General features: G+C 60.3%; 21 protein-coding genes. 2 read left to right on the top strand and 19 right to left on the bottom strand.

Annotation, left to right across the window (positions count from 1 at the left end; all coding sequences use genetic code 11):
- Position 1: 1 nt before the first annotated feature.
- From LDO22_RS07695 to LDO22_RS07610, 18 genes are all read right to left on the bottom strand, one after another.
- The gene (locus tag LDO22_RS07695) at positions 2-934 is read right to left on the bottom strand and encodes a type II secretion system F family protein (RefSeq protein ID WP_224026653.1); all 933 of its coding nucleotides are present in this window, start codon (positions 932-934) and stop codon (positions 2-4) included.
- Positions 935-944: 10 nt separating this feature from the next.
- Positions 945-2,426 carry a CpaF family protein gene (locus tag LDO22_RS07690; protein ID WP_224026652.1) on the bottom strand — a complete coding sequence of 494 codons (1,482 nt, stop codon included), beginning with the start codon at positions 2,424-2,426 and terminating at the stop codon, positions 945-947.
- Positions 2,426-3,619, bottom strand: a complete 1,194-nt coding sequence (locus LDO22_RS07685) for an AAA family ATPase (RefSeq protein ID WP_224026651.1) — start codon at positions 3,617-3,619, stop codon at positions 2,426-2,428. Before LDO22_RS07685 ends, LDO22_RS07690 begins: the two co-directional genes overlap by 1 nt.
- Positions 3,616-4,371 (bottom strand): RcpC/CpaB family pilus assembly protein, encoded by a 756-nt coding sequence (locus LDO22_RS07680; protein WP_224026650.1) that lies wholly within the window; start codon positions 4,369-4,371, stop codon positions 3,616-3,618. Before LDO22_RS07680 ends, LDO22_RS07685 begins: the two co-directional genes overlap by 4 nt.
- 23 nt (positions 4,372-4,394) lie before the next feature.
- Entirely contained in the window at positions 4,395-5,435 is a 1,041-nt protein-coding gene (locus LDO22_RS07675; protein WP_224026649.1) for a TadE/TadG family type IV pilus assembly protein, read from the bottom strand.
- A complete protein-coding gene (locus tag LDO22_RS07670; RefSeq protein WP_224026648.1) occupies positions 5,423-5,797 on the bottom strand; it encodes a TadE/TadG family type IV pilus assembly protein in 375 nt (124 codons plus the stop codon). Before LDO22_RS07670 ends, LDO22_RS07675 begins: the two co-directional genes overlap by 13 nt.
- A gap of 89 nt (positions 5,798-5,886) precedes the next feature.
- Positions 5,887-6,093 (bottom strand): Flp family type IVb pilin, encoded by a 207-nt coding sequence (locus LDO22_RS07665; RefSeq protein WP_224026647.1) that lies wholly within the window; start codon positions 6,091-6,093, stop codon positions 5,887-5,889.
- Positions 6,094-6,359: 266 nt separating this feature from the next.
- Entirely contained in the window at positions 6,360-6,572 is a 213-nt protein-coding gene (locus LDO22_RS07660; RefSeq protein WP_224026646.1) for a Flp family type IVb pilin, read from the bottom strand.
- Between the two features lie 8 nt (positions 6,573-6,580).
- The gene (locus LDO22_RS07655; RefSeq protein WP_224026645.1) at positions 6,581-7,453 is read right to left on the bottom strand and encodes a type II secretion system F family protein; all 873 of its coding nucleotides are present in this window, start codon (positions 7,451-7,453) and stop codon (positions 6,581-6,583) included.
- 9 nt (positions 7,454-7,462) lie between these two features.
- Positions 7,463-8,416, bottom strand: coding sequence for a type II secretion system F family protein (locus LDO22_RS07650; RefSeq protein ID WP_224026644.1), 954 nt, complete (start codon positions 8,414-8,416; stop codon positions 7,463-7,465).
- The gene (locus tag LDO22_RS07645) at positions 8,417-9,802 is read right to left on the bottom strand and encodes a CpaF family protein (RefSeq protein ID WP_224027192.1); all 1,386 of its coding nucleotides are present in this window, start codon (positions 9,800-9,802) and stop codon (positions 8,417-8,419) included.
- 56 nt (positions 9,803-9,858) lie between these two features.
- A complete protein-coding gene (locus tag LDO22_RS07640; protein ID WP_224026643.1) occupies positions 9,859-11,058 on the bottom strand; it encodes an AAA family ATPase in 1,200 nt (399 codons plus the stop codon).
- The gene (locus LDO22_RS07635; RefSeq protein ID WP_224026642.1) at positions 11,055-11,825 is read right to left on the bottom strand and encodes an RcpC/CpaB family pilus assembly protein; all 771 of its coding nucleotides are present in this window, start codon (positions 11,823-11,825) and stop codon (positions 11,055-11,057) included. Before LDO22_RS07635 ends, LDO22_RS07640 begins: the two co-directional genes overlap by 4 nt.
- 21 nt (positions 11,826-11,846) lie before the next feature.
- Positions 11,847-12,845 (bottom strand): pilus assembly protein TadG-related protein, encoded by a 999-nt coding sequence (locus LDO22_RS07630; RefSeq protein ID WP_224026641.1) that lies wholly within the window; start codon positions 12,843-12,845, stop codon positions 11,847-11,849.
- Positions 12,833-13,255: a TadE family protein gene (locus LDO22_RS07625; RefSeq protein WP_224026640.1), complete on the bottom strand. Its 423-nt coding sequence runs from the start codon at positions 13,253-13,255 to the stop codon at positions 12,833-12,835. The genes LDO22_RS07630 and LDO22_RS07625 overlap by 13 nt, the downstream gene beginning before the upstream one ends.
- 76 nt (positions 13,256-13,331) lie before the next feature.
- A complete protein-coding gene (locus tag LDO22_RS07620) occupies positions 13,332-13,532 on the bottom strand; it encodes a Flp family type IVb pilin (protein ID WP_224026639.1) in 201 nt (66 codons plus the stop codon).
- Positions 13,533-13,556: 24 nt separating this feature from the next.
- Positions 13,557-13,757 carry a Flp family type IVb pilin gene (locus tag LDO22_RS07615; protein ID WP_224026638.1) on the bottom strand — a complete coding sequence of 67 codons (201 nt, stop codon included), beginning with the start codon at positions 13,755-13,757 and terminating at the stop codon, positions 13,557-13,559.
- Between the two features lie 280 nt (positions 13,758-14,037).
- Positions 14,038-14,703, bottom strand: coding sequence for a prepilin peptidase (locus LDO22_RS07610; RefSeq protein WP_224026637.1), 666 nt, complete (start codon positions 14,701-14,703; stop codon positions 14,038-14,040).
- Positions 14,704-14,997: 294 nt separating this feature from the next.
- On the opposite strand from LDO22_RS07610, the gene rplM reads away from it, so the two are divergent.
- Positions 14,998-15,441, top strand: coding sequence for a 50S ribosomal protein L13 (gene rplM / locus LDO22_RS07605; RefSeq protein WP_015937805.1), 444 nt, complete (start codon positions 14,998-15,000; stop codon positions 15,439-15,441).
- 38 nt (positions 15,442-15,479) lie between these two features.
- Positions 15,480-15,983, top strand: coding sequence for a 30S ribosomal protein S9 (gene rpsI, locus LDO22_RS07600; protein WP_159631395.1), 504 nt, complete (start codon positions 15,480-15,482; stop codon positions 15,981-15,983).
- Between the two features lie 64 nt (positions 15,984-16,047).
- Here rpsI and LDO22_RS07595 read toward each other — a convergent pair whose 3' ends face one another.
- A complete protein-coding gene (locus tag LDO22_RS07595; protein WP_224026636.1) occupies positions 16,048-17,955 on the bottom strand; it encodes a glycosyltransferase family 39 protein in 1,908 nt (635 codons plus the stop codon).
- Positions 17,956-17,965 lie beyond the last annotated feature (10 nt).

The raw sequence follows: 17,965 nt of genomic DNA, 5'->3' as shown, positions 1-17,965 counted from the left end.
CTCAGAACTTCAGGTCGATGATCTTGCGCATCCACAGCGCACCGATGGTCATCAGGACAAAGGAAGCACCGATCATCACCCACCCCAGCGGATGGGTGAACATCGAGTTCATGTAGCTGGGGCTCACGGCCAGCAACATGGCCACGATGCCGAACGGCATGGCGATCAGGATGTAGGCGGAGAACTTGCCTTCCGCGGCCAGCGCCTTGATGTGGCCCTTGATCTCCGCGCGCTCGCGGATGGTCTCGTTGACCTGGTCCAGCACCTCGGCCAGGTTGCCGCCCACTTCGCGGTTGATCTGGATGGCCTGTGAGATCCAGACGAAGTCCTCGTTCTTCATCCTGTCGGCGGTGTCGTTGAGGGCGGCGAGCAGGTCACGGCCGAGGCTGGTCTCGGTGATCACCCGCCGCATCTCCTCGGACGTTGGCTTCTGCGACTCGTTCGCGGCGGCATCGATGGCGCGCAGGATGCTGTGGCCGGCGCGCAGGCCGCCGGAGAGCAGCTGCAGCGTGTCGCCCAATTGGCTATCGAAGGCGGTGCGGCGCTTGCCGGCCAGGAATCCGAGGACCAGTTTGCCCACGAAGGGTGCCAGCAGGGCGAGCAGCAGTCCCATGAAGGGGCCTACTGTCACCAGGCCCACCAGCATGCCGACGCAGGCGCCGATCCCCACCAGCAGGAAGAACTCGGCCTGGCTGAGCCGCAGGCCCGCGTTTTCCAGTTCCGGGCGGGAGAACAGCTTGACGTTCCGGCCGGCCAGCAGCCGTTCGAAGGATTTCACGCCGGAGAGTGCCAGGCGGGACAGGGAGGAGGGCGGCTCGGGTTCAAATGGACGACGGCGGTCCAGCGGCACCGAGGGGGCGCTCGGCAGAAGCACCGCGACGCCCAGCAGGCAGATGGCAGCGAGGAGGATGGCGCTTCCGATGGCGATGATCATGGGCCCGTCCCTACTTCGCGCCTGGACCCAGCGGGGTGGCGAACACGGCGGGGGAGACGTGGATGCCGAGGTCTTCGAACCGGTCAATGAAGCGGGGCCGGATGCCGGTGGCCACCGGCCGGCCCATGAACCGGCCCTGTGCGTCCACGCCTGCAGAGTAGTCGAACACGAAGGCGTCCTGGAGGGTGACGATGTCGCCTTCCATGCCCTGGACCTCCGTGACGTGGGTGATGCGGCGGGAGCCGTCGCGGAGGCGGGAGATCTGGACGATGAGGTTCACGGCGGAGGCGATCTGTTCCCGGATGGCCCGCAATGGAAGGTCCATGCCGGCCATGAGCACCAGGGTTTCCAGGCGGGCCACGGCGTCACGGGGGGAGTTGGAGTGCACGGTGGAGAGGGAGCCGTCGTGGCCGGTGTTCATGGCCTGGAGCATGTCCAGCGATTCACCGCCGCGGACCTCGCCCACCACGATCCGGTCCGGGCGCATGCGGAGGGAGTTACGGAGGAGTTCGCGGATGGTAACTTCGCCCTTGCCTTCGGTGTTGGGCGGCCGGCTTTCGAGCCGCACCACGTGGTCCTGCTGGATCTGCAGTTCCACGGCGTCCTCGATGGTGACGATCCGTTCGTCGTGCGGCAGGAAGGAGGACAGGACGTTAAGGAGTGTGGTCTTGCCCGTACCGGTGCCGCCGGAGACGATGATGTTCAGCTTGGCTTTGACGCAGGCGTTCAGGAGCTCGGCCATTTCCGGCGTCAGCGTGCCGAAGTCGATGAGGTTGCGGACGGTCAGCGGGGTTTTGCTGAACTTTCGGATGGTCAGGGAGGAGCCGCCTACGGCCAGCGGCGGGATGACCGCGTTCACACGGGAACCGTCCTCCAGGCGGGCGTCCACCAATGGCGAGGATTCGTCGATGCGGCGGCCCACCTTGGACACGATCCGTTCGATGACCTTGCGCAGGTGCTCCTCGGAGCTGAACCGGGATTCGGTGAGCGTCAGCTTGCCTTTGCGCTCCACATAGATCTGGTCCATGCGGTTGACCATGATTTCGGTGACGGCAGGATCGTCGAGGAGGCGCTGGAGGGGGCCGTAGCCCAGCACGTCGTCGGCGACGTCCTGGACCAGGCGGGTGCGTTCCTCCGGGGTCAGCGGCACCTGCTCGGCGTCGACGATGCGGGTGAGTTCCTCCTTGGCGGTGCTCCGCAGCTCCTGTTCACTTACGGCGCCGTCGTTGAAGCGCGTCCCCATGCGTTCGAACAGGGCGGTGGCTGCCCTGTCCTTCATGGCTGCGAAGACATCCACCCTGGGTGCCGTGGGCACCTGCTGGGTGCCGGCGTCGTGCGTTGAATGCACGACGGCGGCGTGCGCCGGGTGCCGTTCCATGCTGTCCGCGGGGGCTGGCGAGTGCACGGGTGCGGGGAGGGGCGGCTCCAGCAGCGCGGTGCCCGCCGCCTGGTTGCGTGACTGGACCGCGTTGATGCGTTCGGACAGTTTCATCAGATGACCACCCTTCGGTGAAGTTTCCGCTGGGCCTGCGTGCGCCATGCCGGGTTGAAGCGCTCCACCAACTGGCGGAGGCTCTTCACGGCGGGGTCCTTCTTGGATTCCTGGAGGATGGGGATGCCGCGGTTGGTGGACAGGGCCACGGCGCGGGAGCGGGGGACGCTGACGTCGACGGGCGCGCCGATGGTGGACTCGACGTCGCGGACGTTCAGGCCGGATTTGGCGTCGGCCATGTTGAGGACCACGTGGCGGGATTCGGGCATGATGTCCAGCTGGCGGAGGACTTCCAGGCCGGAGCGGAGGCCGCGCAGGCTGGGGATGTCCATGGCGCTGACCCAGACCACGTCGGTGCACTGTTCCATGGCGGCGAGGCCGATTTCCGGCATGCCGGGGGCGGTGTCGATGACCACGTACTGGAACTCGTGGGCCAGCTGTTCCAGCAGGTGGCCGATTTGTTCCGGGGTGATGTGGTCCGCGTCCACGGGGTTGGGCGGGGCGCAGAGCGCGTAGATGCCGGCCGGGTGGACCGTGAGGAAGGCCTTCAAAACCAGGGAGTCCTGGGCGGCGGCGGGGGTGACGGCATCCGTGACGGTGTGCTGTGGGTTGAGGTACAGGCCGGAGGCGACGTCCCCGAACTGCAGGTCCAGGTCCACGATGACCACGCTCATGGGCGCGATCTGGCCCAGGCCGATGGCGATGTTGGTGGCCAGCGTGGTCTTGCCCACGCCGCCCTTGGGGGAGAAGACACCGATGACCAGGCCGCTGCCGTTCTCTGCCTGCTGGGTCTCCGGGCCGCGGTGGCGGGTGGCGAAGGACTGGCAGGCGCGCTCCAGCAGCACCCTGATTTCCGCGGCGTCGGCCTGCGGGCTGAGGATGTCGCGGATGCCCGCGCGCATGGCGTAGAGGAGGTAGTCAGGGTCCACATCGCTGACCAGGACCAGGCTCAGGCCGGGGAGCTGGACATCGAAGACCTTGGCGAACCTTAGTGCCTCTTCATACGGGACGTCGGGGCCGATGATCAGGACTTCCGGCTGCTCCTGGTTGAGGAGGGCGAACAGTTCCGCCGGGCCTGCGGGAAGGATGTCACTCGCGATGGTCTGGACGGTTCCGCGGAGGCCGTTGGCGACGGCGGCGCGTAGCTTCTGGTCGAACTCGGTGCTGGGGGAGAGGAGGACGAAGCGGCTCACTTGTACACCGTGTCCTTCCTGGCCATTGCGGGGCCGCTGTCTGCTGCGTCCAGTGGCTCCTTCGTCAGCCAGAGCTCGCCGTTGATCGAGGTGAAGATGATCTTGCTGGCGTCGACGTCGCTGACGGCGACGGTGACCATGAGTGAGCCTTGGGGGAGGGTGGTGTCTTGGGGATTAGTTCCGTCAGTGGGCTTAGCGGTTGGGGTTGCCTGAGGCGCCCGTTGCACGGCGGTCACCAGTGCTTTGCGGACGGTGAGCTGGGTAGTGGGATCACCTGCTTTGGTCTTATCCGCTCCGGCTGAGAAGTTAAGGGCAATACCGACGTGGTCTCCAGCCTCGAGGCGCCCGCCCACTACGCGCTTGGGCTCAAGCTCAAAGGTCACTTCTTGCAAGCCAGCGGGGATCTTGACGGCACCGGTGTTCTTGGCATCTGCGGGTGCGACGAGGCGTTCGGCGAGCAGCTGCTCGCCGGGGACCAGGGCTACGCCGGCGACAGTCCCGCCCTTACCATCCAAGGACGTGAGTGCTGTGGCGGCTACACCGGCTGCGGGCACGTCCTCAATGACGAGCGAGGCCGCCATGTCATTCACCGGCGTTCCGGCCGGGATCGCTTTTTGAACAACCAGCACTTTCTTGGGGTTGGTGCTGGCCATGGCCCGTGCGTCGGCGCCGTTCGCGTAGAAGATGATGAGGATGGCTCCCACAAGCGCCAGGGCTACTGCGGCCGTGCCGGCGAGCATGCGAGACTTCACTTTTTCTCCTGAAGGGGGTAGCGCTAGAGGGTAGGGCGGACGATTGTGGCGCCGTAAAGGTCCACGGGGCCAAGGGTGTACCCGTCGGCAAGTGAGACGTAGGTGACGAACTTGCCGATGATGCCGCGGCAGTTTCCGGTGCATTGGGTAGCCGTGGTGAGTCCGGTTGTTGTGGACTTGGTGCTTTGAAATTCATAAGGGAGGCCTGTGCCGCCGCTGAACTTCCAGCCCGTGACGTCGAAGGCTGCAAAGGAAACCAAGCTGTACACGGCTCCGGAGCCAGTACCGGTAATTTTGTCGAAGACCGGGAGCAGCACGATAACCTTCTTGCCGGCCGCGATGTCCTTTCCCCAGCCGTTCAAGGTGGCATCGCAGTTGCCGGGAGCGTTGTTGCCCGGGTCGCTGCCGCCCTCGCTCACGGCCAGGTCAATCGTGCCGCCGCACTTTCCGGCGTCTTGGACCAGCCACCCGTAGCCGCCGGACACCGCCGCTCCGGAGGGTCCGTAATTGCACGAGGCATTGGCATTCTGGCCGTGGTCCTGCAAAAGCTGCAGCGCTCCATCGATGTTGTCCTTGACCTGGCAGATTGAGAAAGCCAAGGGAAAAGCCGTGCGACCCGCCTTTGGGCTGCCCCATACGGCCGAGGCTTTGGCGCCAACCTCTTTCGAAGGGATACCAAGGACTCCGGCGAAGAAAAGGGAGACCGAGTTGTCCGGTGCTCCATTCTCCTTGGCAGTTGTTATGACCGAAACGGTCCTCGCCGTTGTATCCAGCTGGATGTCGCTCACGTTGCTCATGCCGTCCAAGGCATTCTGGTTTGCAAGGCTTGCGGCAAGCGTCGACGTCGTTGAACACAATGTCGTATCGGCACTGTTCCTCGCGCACTTTTGTGCCAGTGCAATTGCAGAAGCATCGGCACCGTTTTGCAGCTGTGCACGTTCTGAATAGATGGCTCCGACGTCCACGGCAATGGCCACGAACCCGAGAAGGGTTACCAGGAGGATCGCGACAATAACGCTGATGGCGCCGCGCTCCCCGTGCAGGTTCCTGCCTAGCCGCCGCACAGCATTACTCCCTTGCCTGTCATTGGGAAGGGACCGGCGATACCTGTGATGGTGGACAGCGTGTAGTTGATGGTTAGGGTTACCTGATTCCCCGTGCTGCACGTGGCCGTGCTGAGCGTGATGTCCGAGGCGGGGATAGTGCTGCTGACCGAGGCCGCTGCGTTCTGGGCTGCAGTCTTGGCGGCGGCTGCGTCGTTGTTGATGGCCATCACGCGGACGCCGTCACGGGCCGCATTCGTGAGCGTGATCTGGGCGTTGTAGGCACGCCCGAACTCGATCGTGCCCAGCACAAGCATCAAGAGGAGGGGCAGCAGGATAGCGAATTCGACGGCGGCTGCCCCGCGCTCCGAATCACGTTTCACCTGATGCACCTCCTCTTGGATTGCCTGGGTTCTGCTTTGCAGAGGCCGCCGTTTCGATATGGGTCCGGAACGACGGGTGGGAGTTGCTGTTACCGGCTTGTCGGAATGGCGGTAGTTGACGGGTGAGCAACATCAGTGGAGACGTTTGTGAACATCGTGCCGAGCTGCCCGCCGAGGGTGCTGACTGCGACGATGATGACGACCGCGATGAGGGCGACCATGATGCCGTATTCAACGGCGGTGGCTCCCTTTTCGCTGCGAAGACGGATCATGAGGTTGGTGTAGAGAGAAAGCATTTCTGTACTCCTGTGCGAGACGGATTGGCTGGCCCAGCACCAGCACTGCATCGAAATTAGCAACGTGATTCGCACTCTTGACCTGATCTTGCACCATCCTGCGCAAAGCCTTTACGCCGTGTACTTTTCCTGCGCTTTTGCTGGGTCTGTCCTGTGCTTTTGATGGATCCCTGCCAGGGCTGAACACACAAAAGGACCCCCTCGGTTCTGGGTGCCGAGGGGGTCCGGTCATTGGGCGCCTTAGGTCGCGGCGCTGGGCGCTTCTGTTAGGGAATACCCAGCGCCGTCTTGATCCCGGCGGTGAGGTTGCCAAAGTAGCCGTTGAGCGAGATTCCAAATAGGCCCACACCAGCCACAATCACGATGGCAATGAAACCTACTGTGATCGCATATTCAGTTGCGGTGGCCCCGTCTTCTTCACTCCTAAGCCGCTGTGTGATGCTTCGGGCCAGGGACAAGGTTGTGACCAGGTTCTTCATATCTCCTCCTAGGAGAATGCAGCGATGATGTTCATGACTGCCGGCCCCAAAAGGATGATGAAGAGGGTCGGGAAGATGAAGAAGATGAGCGGGAAGAGGATCTTCACGGGGATCTTCATTGCGTGTTCTTCGGCCCGCTGGCGGCGCTTCATCCGCATTTCGTGGGCTTGAACCTTCAGCACTTTTGCGATGGCGATTCCGTACGCATCCGCCTGCACAATGGCACGTAGGAATGAGCGCAGGTCGGGAACATCAACACGATCCGACATAGCCAGGTAGGCTTCCTTCCTGGAACGCCCCACCTGCATGTCCTGCAGGGTGCGCGTCATTTCGTCCGCGAGGGGGCCGTCCCCATTTTGAGCCGTACGGGCCATCGCAGCCTCAAATCCGAGGCCCGCTTGAACGGAGATCAGCATCTGGTCAAGTGTGTTCGGCAGCTCCTGCCGGATTTTGTCTCTCCGCTTCTCAGCATTAGTGCGTATCAGCAGGTCCGGAGCGAAGTAGCCAAACGCAGTAGCGGCAAGGAGGATCGCGAAGCGAGACGGCTCCGGCGAGGCAAAGAAGTAGAACAGGCCGAGGAGTCCGGCTCCGAGGGCCAGCAGCGGTTTTACGGCCAGTAGGCGTTCGAGGGGCCACTCTTTGGGGCGCCCCAGGGCAGCGAGCTGTTTGTCCAGCCAGGTTACATAGCGGACCGGCGTGACTTTGCGGGTGAAGGCGCTGAATTCCAGTGACAGGGTTTGTGGGGCAGCGTTCCTGGCACGCTGCCCCAGATTGGCCTGTATGTTCCGGATCGCAACCCTGTCCGTAGCGGCTACAGACCAAACCAGATAGGACACGGGCAGAATGATGGCAAGTATGGCCCCGAGTGCAATAGGTGACATGTCGCTCTCCTAATACTTTGGCTTGATCAGCCGGCTGAGCCAGAAGCCACCGGCAGTGAGCATTACGGCTGCAGCGCCCAGCATCAGGAACCCTGGGACTGTGCTCGTAAACGTCTTTGCGTATTGACCGTTGATCAGGATCAACGCGAAGAACAAGACCACTGGCAATCCCATGAGAACGGCAGCCGACATCTTTCCTTCGGCGCTTAGGGCCTTGACCTGTCGGCGTATCTGGTTGCGATCGCGGATAGTTTCCCCGACATGGTCAAGCACTTCCGCCAGGTCTCCGCCTACCTCGCGGTGGATTTCGATGGCTTGTGAGATCCACCCAAAGTCTTCACTGCCGGTACGGGTGGACACTTCCGTCATGGATTCCCCAAGATCACGACCGATCCGAGTCTCGTTGACGATCCTGCTCAGTTCTTCCGACATAGGGGCATCGCTTTCCCGTGCTGACGCATCAATAGCCCGTAGAAGGGAGTGGCCGGCCCGCATGCTTCCCGTCAGCATTTGCAAGGTGTCTGGCAGTTGCTCGTCGAACTTGCTCTTGCGCCTTGAGGTGAGTACCGAAAGATAGGCGAGCATTCCGGCGGGAACAACTGCGAACAAAATGATTGCGAAGAAGAGCCCCCCAAGCAGAAAACCGAATACGCTGCCGGCCAGGGCGCCAGCGCCCATCATGAGCAGGAAGTCGGCCGGCTGGGTCTTCAGTCCAGCCCGTTCCAGTTTGTCGCGGTTGACCAGGAAGTCGTTTCTCCCCTTCATACGCTTGTTGATGGCACCGACTGCCGTTTCGGTGAGGAGTGTCAGCCTGGAAGTACTTGCGGGCACATCCGGACGCCGGCGTGATAGCGGGATCGCGTTCCGGGGTTTCAGTACGACGACGAAGGTGACAACGATCGAGGTGAAGATAAGCAGCACTCCCGCGATCAAGACTGTGACCGGGGCTTCTGGAATTTCCATCTATCGACTCCTTGGCACTTGTGCGCCAAAAACGGCAGGTGAGATCTTGATTCCCAGTTCCTCGAATCTGTCAGTGAAGCGGGGCCGGACTCCAGTGGGTACAGGTTTCCCAAGGAATCGGCCGTTCGCGTCAATGCCCGCAGAGTAGTCGAAGACGAAAGCATCTTGAAGCGTGACGATGTCGCCTTCCATGCCCTGCACCTCAGTTATGTGAGTAACTCGGCGAGTACCGTCGCGAAGCCGGGAGATATGCACGATCAGGTTGACCGCTGATGCGATCTGCTCCCGGATCGCCCGGAGGGGCAAGTCCATACCCGCCATCAGGACGAGGGTTTCCAGCCGGGCCACCGCATCCCGTGGTGAGTTAGCGTGCACGGTCGAGATTGAACCGTCGTGACCGGTGTTCATCGCTTGCAGCATGTCCAAAGATTCGCCCCCGCGGACCTCACCAACCACGATCCGGTCCGGCCTCATGCGGAGGGAGTTGCGGACCAGGTCACGGATGGACACTTCACCTTTGCCCTCAATGTTTGCCGGCCGGCTTTCAAGCCTGACCACGTGGTCCTGCTGGAGTTGCAGTTCCACCGCATCCTCAATGGTCACAATGCGGTCCGTGGCAGGGATAAAAGACGAAAGGACATTCAGCATTGTCGTTTTACCGGTGCCGGTACCGCCGGAGACGATGATGTTCATCCGGGCCAGGACACAGGCCTGGAGCAGTTCGGCCATCTCCGGGGACAGGCTTCCGAAGCTGATCAGTTTTTGTACCGTCAACGCCTCCCGCCCGAACTTTCGAATAGTCAGAGACGCGCCGTTGACGGCCAACGGGGGAATGATGGCGTTTACGCGCGATCCATCAGCCAAGCGGGCATCCACAAGCGGGGAGGATTCGTCGATCCGCCGACCAATCCGGGTGACGATCCGTTCGATGACCCTCCGCAGCGCCTCCTCATTGCTGAACTTAGTGTCAGTGAGGAACAGGTGGCCGTTCCGCTCCACATAAATCTGGTCCGCCCTGTTAACCATAATTTCAGTGACTGACGGGTCATCAAGGTACCGCTGCAGCGGCCCGTGCCCTAGAACGTCGTCGATGATCTCCCGCGTGAGTCGCTGTCGCTCACCCTGTGACAACGGGACCTGTTCTTCATCGACGACTGCCTTCAACTCATCCTTCACAAACTGATGGAGTTCCGCCTCCTCCAGGGATGAGTCAGTGATCCGGGAGCCAAGCCTTTCGTACAGTGCCTGGCTCGCACGCTCCTTAAGACCTGTAAGCGCTTCGCTCGCAATCCCCCCGGTAACTTCCACTGTCACCGGGGCTTGGGCTTGCTCTGCTGCCTGCGCCTGCTGGATAGCGCCCAGAGTGGAGGCGGCAGATGGGGGCATTGCGACAGCACCGGGATCGGATTCGCCACGCATCTTGGCAAAACGGTTTGAGAGACTCACTGCACTACCGCCCTTCTATGAACCTTCTTGCGTGGTGCTTCCCAGTTGGGTTTGAAACGCTCCACCAGCCGACGCAGCCCTTTCGCCGCTCCATCCCGGCTTCCGTCCTGGAGAAGGGGGACTCCTTTGTTCGTGGAGAACGGTACGGCGCGGGACTTGGGTAAGACGACGTCAACTGGAGCGCCAATGGTGGCCTCCACGTCCTGGACCGTAAGGCCTGTCCGCCGATCGGCCATGTTGAGGACAACGTGCCTGTTATCTGGAAGGAGATCCAGTTCCGAAAGGATTTGGAATCCAGTCCGCAATCCACGAATGCTGGGAACATCCATGCCGCAAACCCAAACAGCATCCGTGGCCTGCTCCAGTGTTGCCAGCACGTGCTCGCCCAGGCCGGGTGCAGTATCGACCACCACATACTGGAATTCGGCCCGCAATTGGCGCAGCAGGTGGCTGATATTTTCGCCGGATATCCGATCCATGTCGATGGGATTGCGGGGCGCACACAGGACGTAAATGTTGCTGGGGTGCAGAGACAGATATGTCTTAAGCACCATGGCGTCCTGGCTCGCGGCACCCACCACTGCTTCCGTGATCGTGAATTCAGGCTCGAGCATCAGGCCGCTTGCGATGTCACCGAACTGGAGATCCAGGTCGACAATTACCACGCTCATCGGTGAAATCTGTCCCAATCCGATCGCCAGGTTGCTTGCAACCGTTGTCTTGCCTACCCCGCCCTTGGGAGACATGACCGCGATAACCCGCCCTCCTTCAGCGGCGGGACGCTCGGCAGTGTTGGGGGCCAGACCGCGCCGGCGTCCAGCTGCGGCAAGGCTTGCCCGTTCCACCAGTGCCCGGATCTGGTCCATATCGGCTGACGGGGGGATCAGGTCACGGATGCCGGAACGCATCGCGTTAAGGGCCAGTTCGCCGTCGTCCTCGGCTGCCAGGACGATACTGATTTCCGGGTACTGCAGGTCCATCACCGCGGCGAATTTGAGAGCTTCGTCCTGCGGAAGGCCAGGGCCAAGAATCAGCACCTCAGGAGGTTCGCCCGCCTGCTGCCGCAGGATATCGTCGGGGGATTCGGGGAGATAGGCGGCTTGAAAATACTGCAATGAGCCGCTGAGGGGCGCTACGGACGCCCGAACTTTCCGTTCGCAATCGCTGGAGGGCGAGATCAAAATGAAGCGGCTCATTTGAATACCTTTGTCTGATTGACGACACCAGCGGTGCCCTCGGTAGCGTCAGCCGGCTCCTTCGAGAGGTAGACCTTCCCGAATTCAGCCGCATAGACGAGCTTTTCGGTGTCGATGGCGTCCCGGGCAAATGTGATCAGGTAGGAGTCACTTGTTGCCGGCTTGTTCTCGCTGGCGGCGTTGAGGGCACCCGAGGAGCTCCCTTGAGTCGATTGGGCCTGCGTTTGCGCCGCGGCTCCCGAGCTGAACTGGACTGCCGTGACGAGAACCTTGTGGAAGGTGAGCTGGGTTCCGTTGCCGCCACCCGCGGAGTCGGCCATGGAGATGAAGATACCCACTGTGTCGCCGGCCTGGATCTTGCCGCCCACGACCCTCTCTATACCTAGGCGAAGCGTGATCTCCTGAAGCCCGGCAGGAACAGCAACTCGGGAAGGCCCGAGGTAGGCGTTTGCATCAACCAGGCGGCTACTGAGGAGCTGTTCGCCGGGTACCAGCGCCACTGAAGTAACAGATGATCCCAGAGAACTTAGATCGTGAACTCCGTCGGCTGCGACGGCGCTACGTGGCACTGCTTTGGTGGCGACGTACTGCGCGAGTTGGCTGGCCGGCGTACCGGCAGGGACGTTCTGCTTGACCACTAGGACGTCCTCGGTCTCGGTGTTGGCCAACGCGCGTCGGTCGGCGCCCTGGACGTAATTGAAAAGGAGGACTGTGCCTATGACTGCGACAACCAGCGCGGCGATGCCTCCCAGTAGGCGTGCTTTCATTACTTTCCCCTTAGAAATTCATTACTTTATGAGGCCGAGAACAGTAACCGTCCCGGTGGGTGTGACACTTTCCCCGGTGAATAAGGCAGGGTCCGCTGAGTAGCCCACAAACGTCCCGTAGATGCCTTTTCCGCTCGTTATCTTGTTGAGCGGGTCGTATTTGGCCTGTCCAGTCAGGTTCCAGGCCTCGATCTTGAAACCGGCCCACTTTTCGATGTAGTACTGCACCGTGCTGCCTTTGCATGTACCAAAAATGGCAGGATTCATTCCATCGCATGTGTATTTGTAGACTGGCAAAGCGACTGTGGACCCAGCCAAGCTCGGATTTTTCGTCGGGTCGAAGAGATCGATGCAACTGTTGGGAACTGCTCCGCCAGCGCTCGTGAGGCTCCACTGACCAACCTCAGCTGTGACAGTGCAGCCGCTAGAGGTGTCTGGGTTGAGCCAGGCAAAGCCGCCAGGAATTATTTGGTTGGATGGATTCTTTCCATTACAGTCCTTGGCCCCACCCTGTAATTGAATGAGATGCGGGAAGCCGTCGTTGATGAATTCGCATGGCGCAAAGGCGAGCGGGAGAACCGTAACGCCCTTGGTCGGGTACTTCAGCTTCACGGTTGCGCTGGCAACAACCTTGACAGGACTAGCGCTTAGAACGCTAGCGAACAGCTTTGTCAGAGTCGGCCCGTTGTTCGTTCCATTTTTTGTTGCTGTGGTCACCGTTATCTGGCCGGCTACTGAAGTAGTGTCCACGGATGTGACCGTGCTCTTTCCGTCCAGGGAGTTTGCATTGGCAAGCGAGTCAGCCAAGGCCGGATTGCATGTGCTTTTTGCGCAGCTATCTGCGACAGCAAGGGCGCCGGCGTCCGCTGCATTCTGCAACTGCCCGCGTTCTGCGTAGATCTGCCCGGCATCAACAGCCAGCGCGCCGGCGCCGATCAGTACCATCATGAGGATGACTACAACAACTCCGGAGACCCCTTCCTCGCCACCCTGCAGGAGACTTCTATTTAGCCGCCGCATCGCATTGCCCCCACTCCTGTCGTGACGAAGGTCTTTGAAAACGAGATGTTGCTTCCTTGCACCTTGAGAGCGAACCCTGTTGGCGACTTGAAGGTGTGTTTGACTGTGACATTGACCGTCATGTCGGCCCCTGAGCAGGTTGTGGGGGTTAACGTAAAATCGGAAGCTGAGAGTCCGCTTCCAGGGGCGCCGGCGACGCCTGCAGCTGTTGCTGTTGACCAAACTTTGGTCACCGCATAGGTGCGTGCTGCTTCCCGGGCGGCCTGCGATAGCGAGATCTGCGTGTTGTAGGCGTAGGAGAATTCCACAACGCCGGCGATTAGGGCCAAGAGCAGCGGTGCAATTAGCGCGAACTCTACGGCGACGGCACCCCGTTCACCGTGCTTCAAAGTTCTGGGACTGCGTTTCAATGGGTCCCCCTGGACAGTTGCAACTGGAAAAGAAAAGGTGTGCCGCGCCGTAGAGCGCGGCACACCACGAGCATGGCTACCAGCCGCTAACGGTGGTGCCCAAGGTGCTGAACCAGGTGTTGAGTGCTCCACCAAATGCGCCGACGCCGACGACCAGAACCAGGGCGATCAGACCCACAAGCAGCGAGTATTCAGTGGCAGTGGCGCCCTTTTGAGACTTGAAATCGGTCTCGAACCACGTCTGGACTGTCAGCAGGAAGATGTGCAGGTTTTTCATCTCTAGAACCTCTTATCCGTTTCTTTACCAGCCGGACACGGTTGTGCCCAGGTTGCTAAACCAGGTGTTGAGTGCGCCGCCGAAGGCACCAACACCCACAACGAGGACCAAGGCAATCAGCCCAACGAGCAACGAGTATTCCGTGGCCGTCGCACCCTTCTCGGACGAAAACCGATCCTTGACGCCGGCAACGAATGCCATCATCGAGACCATGAGAGGAGTCATTGTATTTTCCTTAATTCGGTGAAATGAAGTAATTTGTATTTCAACGAATTTCCAGCTGCCCCCATAAATCTTTAGCGGCTGGACTTCGCTAATAAGAGATTGTCACTGGGTAGTAGGGGGCAACAATGCGTAGTGGTACTCGACTTTTCTAGCGGTCGCTGAAAGTACGTACTCGAATACGCGGCTCAGTACTCAGTCAGTGTCGGCCGGTGGACCCCGAACTACTCAGGGCTGTTGACGCAACGGCGCTGGCGCCAGGATGGGGGATGGGCCCGTTTCGCTAGCCGATGAAGAACGTGACTGCGGCGAGAGCTCCGAGCATCGAGGGGCCGTGGGGTACTTCGGTGGCCTTATTCCGGCCTTTTCGACTGAGCACAAGCACTGTGACGATGCCATTCAAGACGAAGCCAATGAGGCCGCCGTAGAGCAGTTGGCTCCAACCTAGGTACCCCAGGTAAAGGCCGACAGGCGCGGCGAGCTTCACGTCGCCCATCCCGATGCCGCCGGGGGAAACGAGTCCCAAAATCAGGTAGGCAGCGAATAAAATAACCGCTCCCAGGGATGCGCGGAGCAGATCGTCAGATTGCTTACCAAATAGTCCCGGCAATAAAAGCAGCGAAAGACCGCCGGCCAGCAGTATTAACACGAGGGGATCTGGAAGCAAATGGAGCGCCATGTCTATCCGTGCCAGCTGGGTGCCCAATACGGAAAGTAAAAGGAAGGCTGGAAGGCTCAATGCGTTGCCGAAATGCGCGGCAAAGGCCGCACATGCGATGCCGGTGAGCGTCGCCGTCGTAATTCTTGCCTGCAGTCCCGGCGTCTCGCCGAGCCTCGGAAGAAGCTTCGCAATCAGGAGTTCGGCGATGGGGGAGAGGATGCCTCCCAGAATCCCGGCGCCAACGACTAGCAGTGTGCTGGTGGGATCCCCATTCGCCGCTGACAGCACTGCATCCCCCTGCGTTGATTGGGCCGGCGTGGCCCCAGCGGCCTCCGGCTACCTCATTTTGACCCCGAACCACCTGACGCGCTAATCTTGGTAGTCGTTGTGCGTGTCCTATTCCGATGGTGCGTGCCCGCTTGAGGATCCGGTTGCAGGATAACTACTCAACGTGCACATTCGGAACTTCAGGATGACTGGTTACATGGAGCCCTCACCTCTGTTCCGGTAGCGCGCAGACAGTAGGTGCGCGAGCTAGCGACACCTAAACAAGAACGCCAGAACAAGAACGAGGCAAACACCGTGCGTACGTACACCCCGAAGCCCGGCGATATCAACCGCCAGTGGCACGTCATTGACGCCACCGACGTTGTCCTTGGTCGTCTTGCAAGCCAGACCGCAATCCTGCTGCGCGGCAAGCACAAGGCCACTTTCGCATCCCACATGGACATGGGCGACTTTGTCATCATCATCAATGCTGAAAAGGTAGCCCTGACCGGCGCCAAGCTGGAGCAGAAGCGGGCATACCGCCACTCCGGCTACCCGGGCGGCCTGACCTCCGTCAACTACGCGGAACTGCTGGAATCCAACCCGGTCCGCGCCGTTGAGAAGGCCATCAAGGGCATGCTCCCCAAGAACTCCCTTGCTGCCCAGCAGCTCGGCAAGCTGAAGGTGTACCGCGGTGCTGAGCACCCGCACGCTGCCCAGCAGCCCAAGACTTTCGAAATCACCCAGGTCGCCCAGTAGTCCTGGCCACCAAACAACTTATCTATACAAGGAGAATCGTGGCTCAGAACGAAGAGACCACCGAGGTCGTAGAGGCCGAGGAAAACCTGACCAGCTACACCTCTGAGAGCTCAGCTGCTGAAGCTGCTCCCAAGAAGGAGCGTCCGGCACTGACCGTTGCCGGCGCAGCTGTTGGCCGCCGCAAGGAAGCCGTTGCACGCGTCCGCGTCGTGCCCGGCTCCGGCAAGTGGACCATCAACGGCCGCGAGCTGGCGAACTACTTCCCGAACAAGCTGCACCAGCAGGACGTCAACGAGCCCTTCAAGATCCTTGATCTCGAAGGCGCCTACGACGTCATCGCCCGCATCCACGGCGGCGGCATCTCCGGCCAGGCCGGCGCCCTGCGCCTCGGCATCGCCCGTTCGCTGAACGAGATCGACGTCGAGAACAACCGCCCGACGCTGAAGAAGGCCGGTTACCTGTCCCGCGACGCCCGTGTCATCGAGCGTAAGAAGGCCGGTCTCAAGAAGGCCCGTAAGGCTCAGCAGTACTCCAAGCGCTAAATTCGCTTGCTCAGAAGCCCGTCCCACCGTTGGTGGGGCGGGCTTCTATCGTTTGGTCTCGGTTCTAGTTTCTGAGACGGTATACCGTTGTTCCATCGAGCCTTTCCGGCTGGTAGTTACCTTCAATCCACTTTGAGATCAGAGTGGATTGAGACTCATTTTCCTGCACCTCCACAAAGGACTCTTGCTGGACAAAGTAGCAAATCTTCCCCGCGGCAACGTCGGCTCTGAACTCCTCCAATGTTGGGGACGGGTCGCTGCCTGCGAAGCCTCCTAACGGCATCACGGGACGGCCGGATTCCAACTGAAGTCTGGCCGCAGTTTGGCTAGCGTAGCTCGCTGCCGCCCAGGTGCATCCCCGGCTCATGCTCAGTGTGCTTACAACGGCGCTATCGGGCTGGCGGCCGAAGGCGATGTCGTGGCCCCACGGCAGTTCGTTATTCTTGAGCGATTCAAGAAGGTGGCTTATCCCAGCAGGGTTCTTCGACGGGAAGCCCGATAGGGGATTAGAACCTGTGAAGCTCAAAGTGACATTGTGAATCGAGGTCACTACTGGACCGAAGAGTACTGCTGTGGCGAGCAGCCCGGCAGCAAACGCTTGAATGACCTGTGTTGGTGGTCGCACAATCAAAGCAGCAATTGCAGTAAGTCCGGTGCCAAGCACGGCAATTGGCATCCAGGCCGGCCACCCTAGAGTGCCTTGGAGAATAAGCCAAGATGATAAGAGCCCGATCGACGCGATGAAGGTTCCGAGAAGGCGTGCTAGCGCCGAGTGACGATTCTTCACTACATAATCAAATACCAGGCCCAGCGTCAGCGCCAAGGGCGGGACAACCGCGGCTGTGTAGTAGGTATGTATTTGGTTACCCATGAAACTGAGCAAAAAATATGCGGTCAATAGCCACACCGTCGAGATCACGAGCAACGCTTTGGAGACGGCATGCCCCCGGGTGATCCTCTTCCACATGAGGGGTACTAGCAGAACGGACGAGAGTGCCGCAAAAAGCAACCATGAGGCCTCTTGGTTGTAGTTTGCGTTGAGAAGCCGGAACAATCCCGCATCGCTTTCGACTGTTCGATACGTGTCCGGGACTTGCATCGCATCAGGTACAACGCCGCTGCCGGCTATTCGGTCAAGTCCGTTATAGCCAAGCGTCAGCTCGAGAACGCTGTTGTTGGGGGAGCCCCCGATATATGGACGGCTCCCAGCGGGAATCAAATCGACGATTGTCATCCACAGACCGCCAGTAAAAACCAGTGCAGCCGTCCCGGCGGCGACTACGCGGATGCGTTGAATCCACGGCTGAGGGTTGTAGATCAGGTAAGCCAATCCCAGGCCGGGAAGGCTTAGCATTCCCTGTAGTTGCTTGGTCATGAAGGCCAAACCCAGCAATACGCCAGCCGCTACGAAAGGCAGTGTGCGCCGCGACTCAATTGACTGGAGCACAAACCATAACGCTCCCAGCATCAAGAGCAGCATCAGCGGATCAGGATTGTTGTAGCGGGACATCAGGGTCACGATCGGCGTAGTGAAAAAGACTACTGCACCAAAAAGTGCGGCAGCCCCGGCAACGCATCGTTTGAGAATTGCATAGATAAGCAGTGTGCTTCCAATGCCAATGAACGCTTGGGGAAGCAGCATGGCCACTGGGTTGAAACCAAATAGTCGAACAGATAGTCCCATAATCCAAAGGCTCAAGGGCGGCTTATCCACCGTTATGGAGTTTCCCCAATCTGAGGATCCAAAGAAGAAGGACGACGTGTCCAGAAGGCCAGACTGAACTGCAGCGCTGTAGAAATAATTGGCCCATCCGTTGATCCCCAAATTCCAGCAATACAGGAGGGTATTTGCCGCGACAATCAGCAACAGCGCCGGTCGTTCCCAGATGGGATCTGCAGTACGACCTCGCAGGAAGTGCCGGGCTGCCGCCTGGATCATCGAAATGGGCACTGCAGGCTTGAACTTGATCACTGACTTATTG

This window comes from Arthrobacter sp. NicSoilC5 (genome assembly GCF_019977395.1).
Lineage (GTDB): Bacteria > Actinomycetota > Actinomycetes > Actinomycetales > Micrococcaceae > Arthrobacter.
Note: the sequence above shows the minus strand (reverse complement) of the source record. Positions and strands in the feature narration are given on the sequence as shown.

Excerpts from the sequence above, each read along its gene's own strand:
- LDO22_RS07630 (WP_224026641.1), bottom strand. The coding sequence starts at position 12,845 with ATGCGGCGGCTAAATAGAAGTCTCCTGCAGGGTGGCGAGGAAGGGGTC.
- LDO22_RS07620 (WP_224026639.1), bottom strand. The coding sequence starts at position 13,532 with ATGAAAAACCTGCACATCTTCCTGCTGACAGTCCAGACGTGGTTCGAG.
- LDO22_RS07615 (WP_224026638.1), bottom strand. The coding sequence starts at position 13,757 with ATGACTCCTCTCATGGTCTCGATGATGGCATTCGTTGCCGGCGTCAAG.
- LDO22_RS07650 (WP_224026644.1), bottom strand. The coding sequence starts at position 8,416 with ATGGAAATTCCAGAAGCCCCGGTCACAGTCTTGATCGCGGGAGTGCTG.
- LDO22_RS07640 (WP_224026643.1), bottom strand. The coding sequence starts at position 11,058 with ATGAGCCGCTTCATTTTGATCTCGCCCTCCAGCGATTGCGAACGGAAA.
- LDO22_RS07690 (WP_224026652.1), bottom strand. The coding sequence starts at position 2,426 with ATGAAACTGTCCGAACGCATCAACGCGGTCCAGTCACGCAACCAGGCG.
- LDO22_RS07695 (WP_224026653.1), bottom strand. The coding sequence starts at position 934 with ATGATCATCGCCATCGGAAGCGCCATCCTCCTCGCTGCCATCTGCCTG.
- LDO22_RS07655 (WP_224026645.1), bottom strand. The coding sequence starts at position 7,453 with ATGTCACCTATTGCACTCGGGGCCATACTTGCCATCATTCTGCCCGTG.
- LDO22_RS07660 (WP_224026646.1), bottom strand. The coding sequence starts at position 6,572 with ATGAAGAACCTGGTCACAACCTTGTCCCTGGCCCGAAGCATCACACAG.
- LDO22_RS07645 (WP_224027192.1), bottom strand. The coding sequence starts at position 9,802 with ATGCCCCCATCTGCCGCCTCCACTCTGGGCGCTATCCAGCAGGCGCAG.
- LDO22_RS07635 (WP_224026642.1), bottom strand. The coding sequence starts at position 11,825 with ATGAAAGCACGCCTACTGGGAGGCATCGCCGCGCTGGTTGTCGCAGTC.
- LDO22_RS07665 (WP_224026647.1), bottom strand. The coding sequence starts at position 6,093 with ATGCTTTCTCTCTACACCAACCTCATGATCCGTCTTCGCAGCGAAAAG.